Here is a 12,259-nt window from a genome sequence, read left to right on the forward strand (position 1 = left end):
ACTCACGTTCTCCGTGGTTGACGTACGACGAGGAGGCTGCCCATGTCCGCGTCCCTTTCCGAACCCAGGGTGGGGGTGTGGCTGATCGGAGCACGCGGCTCCGTCGCCACCACCGTCGTCGCGGGCTGCGCGGCCGTCACCGCGGGGCTGCACGCCCCGACGGGCATGGTCACCGAGACGGCCCTCTTCTCCGACTGCGGCCTGCCATCGTTGTCCTCCCTCGTCTTCGGCGGCCACGACACGGTCGACTGCCCGCTGCCCAAGCGCGCGGAGACGCTGGCCGCCGAGCGCGTCCTGCCCTATGGCCTCCCGTCCGCGGTGGAAGCCGAACTGACCGCCGCCGACCGGGAGATACGCGCGGGCGGCCCTGCCCCCGGCGACACCCGGGACCCGGCCGAGCTCGTCGAAGCCTTCGCCGCGGACATACGGGATTTCGTACGGCGATGTGGGCTGGCCCGCGCGGTCGTGGTGAACGTGGCCTCCACGGAGCCCGCGGCCACCGGGTCCGCACTTCCGCCGAGTTCGCTGTACGCGGCCGCGGCCCTGCGCGCCGGCTGCCCGTACGTGAACTTCACCCCCTCCACCGGTCTGCACCACCCGGCGCTGGCGTCCCTGGCCCGATCCAGCGGCCTGCCGTACGCGGGCCGCGACGGCAAGACCGGCCAGACACTGCTCCGCTCCGTACTGGGCCCGATGTTCGCCCAGCGGGCCCTGACGGTCCGGGCCTGGTCCGGCACGAACCTCCTCGGCGGCGGCGACGGTGCGTCTCTGGCCGACCCTGCCGCCGCCGCGGCCAAGAACGCCGGCAAGGAGCGGGTGCTGGCGGACACCCTCGGCGCCGCACCGGAGGGAGAGGTCCACATCGACGACGTCCCCGCCCTCGGCGACTGGAAGACCGCCTGGGACCACATCGCCTTCGACGGCTTCCTCGGCACCCGCATGATCCTCCAGACCACCTGGCAGGGCTGCGACTCCGCCCTCGCCGCCCCGCTGATCCTCGACCTCGCCCGCATCGTCTCCCGCGCCCACGACACCGGCCTCTCCGGCCCGTTGAGCGAACTGGCCTTCTACTTCAAGGATCCGGTGGGGGAGGCACCCGCGGGGCTCGGGGAGCAGTACGCGGCGCTGGCGGGGCTGGCGGGGCGGCTCGGCGAATCGTCGGGGGAGGCGCTGTGAGGGGGCGGCGGTTGGCTCGGTTTGCGGGGGTGTGGGCGACGGGTGGCCGGAGGGGGAGGGGCGGCTCGCTGGGGTCGGCCGGGTCGCCTGGCTCCGAGGCGGCGGGTCCCTCGGGTGGGTCGAGTCCCGCCGATGTATCGGCTCCCTCGGACAAGTTGGGCACGCCGCGAACTCACCGGTACCGGAGGGCTGGTGCCAGGATGAGGGCGCAAGCCAGGTCCAAGGCCGGTGCCGGTGCCGGTGCGGGTGCGGGTGTCGGGGCTGGGTCCGGGACTGGCGTCAGGGCTGGGTCTGGGACTGGCGTCGAGGCTGGTATCGGGACTGGGTCTGGGACTGGCGACGGGACTGGGTCTGGGACTGGCGTCAGGGCTGGTGTCGAGGCAGAGTCCGGGACCGGCGCCAAGGCCGGCGCCAAGGCCGGCGCCAAGGCTGGGCCCAAGGCCAAGGCTGGGCCCAAGGCCAAGGCCCGAGCCTGGGCCGAACTGCTGCGCCTGCCCGCCCTGTTCACCGTCCCCGGGGACGCCCTCGCGGGCGCCGCCGCGGTCGGGGCCCGCCCCAACTCCCGCACCCTGCTCGCCATCGGCTCCTCCCTCTGCCTGTACGAGGCCGGCATGGCCCTCAACGACTGGGCCGACCGCGCCGAGGACGCCGTGGACCGCCCGCACCGCCCGCTGCCCTCCGGCCGCATCCACCCGGCCGCGGCGCTCGCGGCGGCCGGCGCCCTGACGGCGGCGGGCCTCGCCCTGGCAGCCCGCGCGGGCGGCCCCTCCCTCGCGGTCGCCGCTCCCCTCGCGGCCACCGTCTGGGCGTACGACCTCGGGCTCAAACGAACCCCCGCGGGCCCGTCGGCCATGGCCACCGCCCGAGGCCTGGACGTCCTCCTCGGCGCGACGACCACCGGACGCGTTCCCCGAGGCGCGCCTCCGCTCCCCGGTCCCCTACGCCGTACCACCGTCCGAGGCCTGGACGTCCTCCTCGGCGCGACGACCACCGGCCGCGCCCCCCGAGGCGCGCCCCCGCTCCCCGGCCCGATCGCCCCACGCCGTACCTCCGTCCGTCATGCCCTCCCCACCGCCCTCACCATGGCCTGCCACACCCTCGCGGTGACCGCGGTCTCCCGGAGAGAGACGCAAGGCGGTTCGTCGGCCGCACCGCTGGCCGCCCTGGCCACGACCGCAGCCCTGACCTGGAGGCTGATGAGCGCCCCGACAGCCGCAGGTCAGCCGGAGGCCGACCCCGTGGCCGTACCACCACAGCCTGCTGACCTCACCTCAACACACCCTCACCCAGGACCTGTTGACGCACCGAGGCCGACATCGGGCCGAGGGGGAGCCGAGGCATCGAGCCCGCGGCACGGCCGGGTTCCCGTGGCCGTACCCCGGGTGTGGCTCGACCGAGCCCCCGGCCTCGGCGCATCCCGGAACTCCACAGAAGCCGCCCTACGCGGAGCGCTCACCCTCGCCTACGCCGCGACCTCCGCCCGCCCCCTCTTCCACGCCGTCCTGAACCCCTCACCACCCCTCACGCAGCGAGCCGTCGGCGGCGGAATCCGCGCCATGATCCCGCTCCAGGCCGCCCTCGCCGCCCGCGCGGGAGCCCCCGTCACCGCCCTCCTGACCGCCGCACTCGCCCCAGCGGCCCGCAAGTTCGCGAGGAAGGTGAGCGTCACATGACCCCGAGCCCCCACCGGACCGTGCAGACGGGAGCCGACCCCACCTCGCCTCCAGCGGCTCCGCTCCGCTTCGGCTACGGCACCAACGGCCTCGCCGACCTCCGTCTCGACGACGCCCTCACCCTCCTCGCCGACCTCGGCTACGACGGCGTCGGCCTGACCCTCGACCACATGCACCTCGATCCACTGGCACCGGACCTCGCCGCCCGCACCGGCAAGGTGGCCCGCAGACTGCAGGCGCTGGGCCTCGGCGTCACCGTGGAGACCGGCGCCCGCTATGTCCTCGACCCACGGCGCAAACACGGTCCATCGCTCCTCGACCCGGATCCGGCGGACCGCGCCCGCCGTGTCGACCTGCTCATCCGCGCCGTGCGGGTGGCCGCGGACCTCGGTGCCCACGCCGTGCACTGCTTCAGCGGGATCACTCCCGCCGGCACGGACGAGGACACGGCCTGGAAGCGCCTGGCCGAGGCGCTCGCCCCCGTGCTGGACGCCGCCACCCGTGCCGGCGTCCCCCTCGCCGTCGAACCCGAACCCGGCCACCTGCTCTCCTCCCTCGCCGATTTCCACCACCTCCGCCAAGCACTCGGCGACCCGGCCGCCCTCGGAATCACGCTCGACATCGGTCACTGCCAGTGCCTCGAACCCCTCTCACCCGCCGACTGCGTACGCGCCGCCGCTCCCTGGCTGCGCCACGTCCAGATCGAGGACATGCGCCGCGGCGTCCACGAACACCTCCCGTTCGGGGACGGGGAGATCGACTTCCCTCCCGTACTCGAAGCCCTGGCCGCCACCGGCTACCAGGCCCTCACCGTCGTCGAACTGCCCCGCCACTCCCACGCGGGCCCCCACTTCGCCGAACAGTCCCTTCAGTTCCTCCACCGCGCGGCCCGGGCGACCCCCAACGGCCCCGAAGGGAGAATCTCGTGAACCACCCGCACCCCACCCACCACGCACCGGTGAACGAGACCACCCGTCCCGCACTCGCCGAACTGCACGCCCGCCTGAACACCCAACTCGGCGGAGCCGCCCGCGCCTGGCTAGACCAGGCCCTCGACGAGGCCACGGCCCACCCCGGCACCCACGGCCCCATCTCCGTCTGGGAGCTGCGGATCGCCGAGGCCGGCCGCCGGTGCGGACCCGAGCACGCCGACGCCGCCCGCGTCCTCCTCCTGCACGCCGCCCGCGCCGACCCGGAGGCCCTCGCCCGCGTCTACCGCCAGGGCACCGCCGCCGAACGCCGAGCCGTCCTGCACGCGCTGCCCCACCTGGTGACAGGGCCCGACGCCCTGCCCCTGATCGAGGACGCCCTGCGCACCAACGACACCCGGCTCGTCGCCGCAGCCGTCGGCCCGTACGCGGCCCGTCACCTCGACCCCCACAACTGGCGCCACGCCGTACTGAAGTGCCTGTTCACCGGTGTGCCCGTCGACGAGGTGGCCGAGCTGCCCCGGCGCGCCCACGCCGACGCCGAACTCGCCCGCATGCTCGCCGACTACGCCGACGAACGCACCGCCGCGGGCCGTCCCGTACCCGAGGACCTGCACCGCGTCCTGACCCTGACCGAGCCCACCGCCACCCCCACTGACACGTCCGGCAGTCCTGGCCGACCGGGGACCTCCGGCACGTCCGGCAAGGAGTCCTGATGCGCATCTTCGACCCCCACATCCACATGACGTCACGGACCACCGACGACTACGAGGCCATGCACGCCGCCGGCGTCCGCGCCGTCGTCGAACCCTCCTTCTGGCTCGGCCAGCCCCGCACCTCACCCGCCTCCTTCCTCGACTACTTCGACTCCCTCCTCGGCTGGGAACCCTTCCGCGCCGCCCAGTACGGCATCGCCCACCACTGCACACTCGCCCTCAACCCCAAGGAGGCGAACGACCCCCGCTGCGTCCCCGTCCTCGACGAACTGCCCCGCTATCTCGTCAAGGACCAGGTCGTGGCCGTGGGCGAGATCGGCTACGACTCGATGACCCCCGCCGAGGACACCGCCCTGGCCGCCCAGCTCCAGCTCGCCGCCGACCACGAGCTGCCCGCGCTCGTCCACACCCCGCACCGCGACAAGCTGGCCGGCCTGCGCCGCACCCTCGACGTGGTCCGGGAGTCCGCACTGCCCCCGGACCACGTCCTGGTCGACCACCTCAACGAGACCACCGTCAAAGAGGCCAAGGACAGCGGCTGCTGGCTGGGCTTCTCCGTCTATCCGGACACCAAGATGGACGAGGACCGGATGGTCGCGATCCTGCGGGCCTACGGACCGGAGAAGGTACTGGTCAACTCGGCCGCGGACTGGGGGAGAAGCGACCCCCTCAAGACCCGCCGGGTCGGCGACGCCCTGCTCGCGGCCGGGTTCACCGACGAGGACGTCGACCGGGTGCTGTGGCGCAACCCCGTGGCCTTCTACGGGCTCAGCGGCCGGTTGAACCTCGACATCACGTCCCCGGACGCCACCCACGAGGGCAACTCCATCCTCCGTGGCGGGGAGTGAACGATGCGCTTCCGCCACCCCGACGGCTCGACCGTCCACCTCGCCTACTGCACCAACGTCCACCCGGCCGAAACCCTCGACGGTGTCCTCGCCCAACTCCGCGACCACTGCGAACCCGTCCGCCGGCGCCTCGGCCGCGACCGCCTCGGCATCGGCCTGTGGCTCGCCAAGGACGCCGCCCACGCCCTGGTCACCGACCCGTCCGCACTGCGCGGCCTGCGTACCGAACTCGACCGCCGCGGCCTCGAAGTCGTCACCCTCAACGGCTTCCCGTACGAGGGCTTCGGCGCCGAAGAGGTCAAGTACCGCGTCTACCAGCCGGACTGGGCCGACCCGGAACGCCTCGCCCACACCACCGACCTGGCCCGTGTCCTCGCCCAGCTCCTCCCCGACGACGTCACCGAAGGCACCATCTCCACGCTGCCGCTGGCCTGGCGCACCGCCTACGACGACAAGCGGGCGGCGACGGCCCACACCGCGCTGACCACGCTCGCCGAACGCCTCGACGCCCTCGACGAACTCACCGGCCGCTCCATCCGCATCGGCCTGGAACCGGAACCCGGCTGCACCGTCGAGACGACGCACGACGCGATCGCCCCGCTCACCGCCATCGGCCACCACCGCATCGGCATCTGCGTCGACACCTGCCACCTCGCCACCTCCTTCGAAGACCCGCACACCGCCCTGGACGCGCTCACCGAGGCCCGCGTCCCCATCGTCAAGTCCCAGCTCTCAGCCGCCCTGCACGCCGAACACCCCCATCTCCCCGAAGTCCGGGGGGCCCTCGCCGCCTTCGACGAACCCCGCTTCCTGCACCAGACCCGCACCCGGACGTCCATGGGCCTGCGCGGCACCGACGACCTGGGCGAAGCCCTCGCCGGCGACGCCCTGCCCGACGCCTCCCCCTGGCGCGCCCACTTCCACGTCCCGCTGCACGCGGCCCCCGCCGCGCCCCTCACCTCCACACTCCCCGTACTCCGAACCGCCCTGACCCATCTCGTCGGCGGCCCGCACGCGCTCACCCGCCACCTGGAGGTCGAGACCTACACCTGGCAGGCACTCCCACCCGAACTGCGCCCCCGCGCCCGCGCCCAGCTCGCCGACGGCATCGCCGCCGAACTCACCCTCGCCCGCGACCTGTTGACCGACCTCGGCCTCAAGGAGCTGCCGTGAGCACAGCACCCGCGAGCACAGCACCGGAGCACACCGGCCGCCCCACCCCTCTCCTCGTCCTGGACGTCGTGGGCCTCACCCCCCGTCTCCTCGACCACATGCCCCACCTCAAGGCACTCGGCCAGTCCGGCTCCCGTGCCCACCTCGGCACCGTCCTGCCCGCCGTCACTTGCGCCGCCCAGTCCACCTTCCTTACCGGCACCCACCCCGCCGAGCACGGAATCGTCGGCAACGGCTGGTACTTCCGCGAGCTCGGCGACGTACTCCTGTGGCGTCAGCACAACGGCCTGGTGTCCGGCGACAAGCTCTGGGACGCCGCCCGCCGCGCGCACCCCGGCTACACGGTCGCCAATATCTGCTGGTGGTACGCCATGGGCGCCGACACCGACATCACCGTCACTCCCCGTCCCGTCTACTACGCCGACGGCCGCAAGGAACCCGACTGCTACACCCGGCCCCCGGCCCTGCACGACGAACTCACCGAGAAATTCGGCGTGTTCCCGCTGTTCCACTTCTGGGGTCCCGGCGCCGATCTCGTCTCCAGCCGCTGGATCATCGACGCGACCCGCCACATCAACCGCACCCGCCACCCCGACCTGACCCTCTGCTACCTCCCTCACCTCGACTACGACCTCCAGCGCTTCGGCCCCGACGACCCGCGCTCCTTCCAGGCGGCCGCCGACCTCGACGCGGCCATGGCCCCTCTCCTCGACGACGCGAAGGCCGAGGGCCGCACCGTCGTCGCGCTCTCCGAGTACGGCATCACCCGCGTGAACCGACCCGTCGACATCAACCGCGCCCTGCGCCGCGCCGGACTCCTCGAAGTGCACACGCAGGACGGCATGGAGTACCTCGACCCGATGGCCTCCCGCGCCTTCGCGGTCGCCGACCACCAGATCGCCCATGTCTATGTGCGCCGCCCCGAGGACCTGGACGCCACCAAAGCGGCGCTCGCCGAACTGCCCGGCATCGAGCAACTCCTCGACGACGAGGGCAAGAAGGCCCATCACCTCGACCATCCGCGCTCCGGCGAACTCGTCGCCGTCGCGGAGCCGGACGCCTGGTTCACGTACTACTACTGGCTCGACGACGCACACGCCCCCGACTTCGCGCAGCTCGTCGAAATCCACCGCAAACCCGGCTACGACCCGGTCGAACTCTTCATGGACCCGCTCGACCCCTACGTGAAGGTCAAGGCCGCGGGCGCGCTGGCCCGCAAGAAGCTCGGCATGCGCTACCGCATGGCGGTCGTGCCCCTGGACCCCTCACCTATTCGAGGCAGCCACGGCCGCCTCCCCATGAGCGACGACGACGGTCCGCTCATCATCTGCTCCACCCCCCGCACAGTCACCGGCCGCGTCGCGGCCACCGAAGTGAAATCCCTGCTCCTCGCGCTGGCCGGCCTCCATGACGAGGCGTGACAAGCCGTGACGAGCAACTACGGAAAGTGAAGCACACGCCACTGACAACGCGTGCTGCGAGCGACCCGCACGCGTCTGACCTGCAATAACACGAAGAGAGGCACCCGTGACCGACCTTCAGCAGCCCTCCAGAACCGACAGCGTCGACGGCACCGACGAGGCCCTGCGCCGCACTCTCGGCGTCAACCGCCGCCGCTTCCTGAGCACTTGCACAGCCGCCGCGACCGCGGCGATTGCCGCACCCGTCCTCGGTGCATCGCCGGCCCTGGCCCAGAGCCAGGGCGGCGGCGGCCACCACGGCGGCGAGGTCCTCGTCCCTGCGAACAGGCGCGGCATCATCCTCTACACCGTCCGTGACGCCACGGGCCGTGACCCGCTCAGCACCGATCTGCCCTCCGGTTTCCGCGAGGTCTTCAAGCAGCTCTCGCGATACGGCTACCGGCAGGTGGAGTTCGCCGGATACGGCCAGCACGCCAACGCCCCGGGCGGTGCGAGTCTGGAGTCCGTGACGGGCGCCAAGCTGCTGCGCTCCTGGCTCGACGACTACGGTCTGCGGGCGCAGGGCAACCACGGCTTCATACCGCCGTCCTGGCCACTCACGACACCCGACCTCGACAACTTCAAGCGCAACCTGGAGATCGCCAACATCCTGGGCCTCGCGCACATGGGCACCGGCGGCGACCCCACCGGCAGCGACTACCGGGCCGACTGGGACGTGGCGGCCGACAAGTGGAACGCGCTGGGCGCGATCGCCCGCCGCGAGGGCGTCAAGCTGTACACCCACAACCACGACGCGGCGTACGGATTCCTGCTGGACGGAGGCCCGCTCGACGCCCAGGGACGCCCCACCCGCAGCTCCGGTATCCGCAAGCTCGAGTACTTCCTGAAGATCACGGACCCGAAGCTCGTCTGGCTCGAGATGGACATCTTCTGGGCGCACGTGGCCCAGTACAAGTTCCACACCTACACCGCGCACGACGGCTCCACCCGGGAGAAGGTCTTCGACCCGGCCGGTCTCGTCGTCCGCAACAACAAGCGCTACCCGCTGTTCCACGCGAAGGACGGCACGGTCAACACGACCAACGGCATGGGGTACGACATGGTGCCGTTCGGTGAAGGCGTCATCGACTACACCACGTTCTTCTCGCGCGTCGGCGAAAGGAACTACCACAACCCGATGGTCGAGCAGGACAACGCCCCGAGCTCCACCGACCTCGCGCAGTCGCTCACCTACGCGAAGATCGGTTACGACAACCTCGCGGCCCTGCGCAAGAAGCGCAGGTAGCCACACCTCCACCCGCACGGACGGGCGGCCCTCCCCGCGATTCGAACCGTGGGGAGGGCCGCCCGTTGTCCGGACTCCCTTGTTCAGCCGGTCGGCATTGCTCAGCGCATGCTCAGCCGACCGGAACTTCTTTGCTCAGCCCACTGGTTGCGGCTGTGGGACCGAGGTGTTCGCCTTGCTGCTCTGCCCCGGCTGCCGCAGCAACAGCGCGATTGCCGCCGCCACCATGGAGATGCCGCCGGCCAGCGCGTAGGCGCCGTTGTAACCCCAGGCGGCGACCACCATCGAGCCGAGACCACCACCGAACAGACCGCTGATCAGCTTGCCGCTGTACACCAGCCCGTAGTTGGAGGCGTTGTAGTTCTCGCCGAAGTAGTCCGGAGTCAGAGCCGCGAACATCGGATAGAAGGCTCCACCTCCGAACCCGGAGAGGAAGGCGAAGACCAGGAACAGCGCCTCGTTGTGGATGTCGCCGGCCCAGATGATGCCGAACTGGGCGAGACCCAGGACGACGATGACGAACACCAGGGTCTGTTTGCGGCCCAATATGTCCGACAGCCAGCCCACAACTCCCCGGCCGATACCGTTGATGACGGCCATGACACCCATCGACGACGCCGCCACGAGGGGGCCGAAGCCCACCTCCTTGGCGAAGTCGACCTGGAACGAGATACCGAAGATGGACACGCCCGCAGTCATGACGAGTGCGATCCACATCAGGGGGAGCATCCCGGTCCTGATGGCCTCCTTGGGTGTGTACTGCTTCACCGCGGGAGGGTTCTTGGCGAGACTGGCCGCGCCCTTTTCCGTGCCGCCGTAGGTCAGCGGGTCGATGTCCGCCGGCCACCAGTTCTTCGGCGGGTCCTTGAAGAAGAACGCGGTGGCAAGCACCACGACCACGATGTAGAGGCCGATGAGGTCCAGTACGCGGTGGTAGTTGGCCGTGTCGAACGCGTAGTTGAAGATGAAGATGAACGGCAGGGAGCCGTACGCGAATCCGCCGTTGACGAATCCGGTCTTCGCACCACGTCGCTCGGGGAACCACTTGCCGACCATGTTGATGCAGGTCGCGTACACGAGGCCGGATCCGATGCCTCCGATGACACCGAATCCGAGGATCGCCAGCACCACGTTGCCCATGTGCGAGAGGGCGAGGAAGCCCAGCAGACACATGACCGACCCTACGTACATGGCGTTTCGGGCGGTCAGTATCCCCTTCTCCCGCATCCAGCCCGCGGGGAAGGCGATACCGGCCTGGAAGAAGACCCAGACGCTGAGAATCCAGAAGGTGTTGCTCTGTGTCCAGCCATGCGCGTGGGACAAGGTGTCCTCGGCCGACCCGAACGCGTACTCGAAGACACTGATGGCCATCATGGCTATCCATGGCAGATACACCATGAACTTGCGTGAGTGACCCAGGATGTCCCGGTCCGTTTCGCCGACCCGGTAGACACGGCCCCGGGAATCGGTGACTTCACGGTATGCGCGGTTCGAGGCGTCGGGGTTGTCCGACGAGTCTTTCGCGGCGATAGGTTCCGCCGTCATTACGCCATCTCCTCGCCAAGCGGTTGCGGGTTGGGACTGATGAGCCGGGAGGCCTGCGGCCTACCGGGGGCCTTGAGGAACACAGCGAGAACAGCCGATCCCAGCCCGATGCAGCCCGCGATCACGAAGGCTCCCTCGTAGTCCCAGGCATTGACGACGACGGAGCCGATACCGGCGCCCACGAGGCCTGAGATCAGTTTCGAGCTGTAGACCATTCCGTAGTTGGAGGCGTTGTTGTTCTCGCCGAAGTAGTCCGCCGTCATGGCCGCGAACAGCGGGAAGATCGCCCCGCCGCCGAATCCGGAAACCATGGAGCAGAACAGGAAGAACGGCATGCTGCCCATCTGGCCGGAGACCAGCACGCCGAACTGGGCGGTGCCCAGCACCAGACACACGATGATCAGTGTGTTGCGGCGGCCGAACTTGTCGGATATCCAGCCGATGACGCCGCGTCCGGTGCCGTTGACGATGGCTTTGAGGGACATGGCCGTGGCCACGATTCCGCCCGCGAAGCCCATGTCCTTGCCGAACGGCACCTGGAAGGAAATACCGAAGATGTTGATCCCGGCCGTGCAGAGCAGACAGAACCACATCATCCAGAGAACGGGTGTGCGTGCTGCCTCCTTGGGGGTGTACTGCTTCACCGCCGGCGGGTTCTTCTCCAGCGCCCGCCGGACCCTGGGGTCGTCCGACACCTTCAGCGGGTCCGCGTGCGCGGGCCACCAGCCCTTGGGCGGGTCCTTGAAGAACCAGCCCGCGAAGGCGACGACGGCACAGCAGATCACGCCGACCATCACCAGGACGGTCTTGTAGTTGCTGAGGTCCATGTACGAGGTGAAGAGGAAGACGAAGGGCACCGAGCCATAGGCGAAACCGCCGTTGACCATGCCGGTCTTGCCGCCCTTGCGCTCCGGATACCACTTGCCGACCATGTTCACGCAGGTCGCGTAGACGAGGCCGGCTCCGATGCCGCTGAACATGCCGAACCCGATGTACGCGACGATCACGTGCGGCGCGTACGCCAGCGAGAGATAGCCGAGAATCGTGCCGAGCGCGCCCAGGAACATGGCGTACCGCGCGGGCAGTTTTCCGCTCTCGCGCAGCTGCCCGGCAGGGAAGGCCACGGCCGCCTGGAAGAACACCCAGACACCCAGCAGCCAGAAGATGTGGCCGCTGCTCCAGAGATGGGCCTCGTGCAGGGTGTCCTCGGCGGAGGTGAACGCGTACTCCGAGGAGCTGATGCCCAGCATGCCCATCCATGGGAAGAGCACCATCGTCCATCGTGGTCGGCCCATGATGTCGCGATCGGTCTCACCGATGCGGTACTTGCGGCCGTTGGCGTCCGTCACCTCCCTATAGGCGGCGGGCTTGGAAAAGTCGGTGGTTGTCATCTTTGTCAAACACCCCTTGCGTCGAAAGATCTGGACAGCGCCCCCTGCCAAATGCCTTTCGTGCGCTCACGGGTCCCGGGGGCGGCCAACGCGCACCGTCGG

10 protein-coding genes are annotated in these 12,259 nt (G+C 70.2%); 8 read left to right on the top strand and 2 right to left on the bottom strand.

Going from position 1 to position 12,259, the window contains the following annotated elements; genetic code table 11:
* The first annotated feature begins 42 nt into the window (after window positions 1–42).
* The 8 genes from OG219_RS39115 (at window position 43) to OG219_RS39150 (ending at window position 9,221) form a co-directional block, all read left to right on the top strand.
* Entirely contained in the window at window positions 43–1,176 is a 1,134-nt protein-coding gene (locus OG219_RS39115) for an inositol-3-phosphate synthase (RefSeq protein ID WP_266834781.1), read from the top strand.
* A gap of 200 nt (window positions 1,177–1,376) precedes the next feature.
* Complete coding sequence (locus OG219_RS39120) at window positions 1,377–2,849, top strand: UbiA family prenyltransferase (RefSeq protein WP_266834783.1); 1,473 nt, start codon at window positions 1,377–1,379, stop codon at window positions 2,847–2,849.
* Window positions 2,846–3,778 (top strand): sugar phosphate isomerase/epimerase, encoded by a 933-nt coding sequence (locus OG219_RS39125; protein WP_266834785.1) that lies wholly within the window; start codon window positions 2,846–2,848, stop codon window positions 3,776–3,778. Before OG219_RS39120 ends, OG219_RS39125 begins: the two co-directional genes overlap by 4 nt.
* A gap of 29 nt (window positions 3,779–3,807) precedes the next feature.
* A complete protein-coding gene (locus OG219_RS39130) occupies window positions 3,808–4,494 on the top strand; it encodes an EboA domain-containing protein (protein WP_266836385.1) in 687 nt (228 codons plus the stop codon).
* Window positions 4,494–5,342 (top strand): TatD family hydrolase, encoded by an 849-nt coding sequence (locus OG219_RS39135; RefSeq protein WP_266834787.1) that lies wholly within the window; start codon window positions 4,494–4,496, stop codon window positions 5,340–5,342. The genes OG219_RS39130 and OG219_RS39135 overlap by 1 nt, the downstream gene beginning before the upstream one ends.
* Window positions 5,343–5,345: 3 nt before the next feature.
* Window positions 5,346–6,515: a metabolite traffic protein EboE gene (gene eboE, locus OG219_RS39140; RefSeq protein ID WP_266834789.1), complete on the top strand. Its 1,170-nt coding sequence runs from the start codon at window positions 5,346–5,348 to the stop codon at window positions 6,513–6,515.
* Window positions 6,512–7,936: a nucleotide pyrophosphatase/phosphodiesterase family protein gene (locus OG219_RS39145; protein WP_266834791.1), complete on the top strand. Its 1,425-nt coding sequence runs from the start codon at window positions 6,512–6,514 to the stop codon at window positions 7,934–7,936. The genes eboE and OG219_RS39145 overlap by 4 nt, the downstream gene beginning before the upstream one ends.
* Before the next feature lie 106 nt (window positions 7,937–8,042).
* The gene (locus tag OG219_RS39150) at window positions 8,043–9,221 is read left to right on the top strand and encodes a sugar phosphate isomerase/epimerase (protein ID WP_266834793.1); all 1,179 of its coding nucleotides are present in this window, start codon (window positions 8,043–8,045) and stop codon (window positions 9,219–9,221) included.
* Window positions 9,222–9,356: 135 nt separating this feature from the next.
* Here the strand turns inward: OG219_RS39150 and OG219_RS39155 are convergent, their stop codons facing one another.
* The gene (locus tag OG219_RS39155; RefSeq protein ID WP_266834795.1) at window positions 9,357–10,766 is read right to left on the bottom strand and encodes an OFA family MFS transporter; all 1,410 of its coding nucleotides are present in this window, start codon (window positions 10,764–10,766) and stop codon (window positions 9,357–9,359) included.
* Window positions 10,766–12,157: an OFA family MFS transporter gene (locus OG219_RS39160; protein ID WP_266834797.1), complete on the bottom strand. Its 1,392-nt coding sequence runs from the start codon at window positions 12,155–12,157 to the stop codon at window positions 10,766–10,768. Before OG219_RS39160 ends, OG219_RS39155 begins: the two co-directional genes overlap by 1 nt.
* Window positions 12,158–12,259: the final 102 nt, after the last annotated feature.

The organism is Streptomyces sp. NBC_00038, assembly GCF_026343635.1.
In the GTDB taxonomy this organism is placed as follows: Bacteria; Actinomycetota; Actinomycetes; order Streptomycetales; family Streptomycetaceae; genus Streptomyces.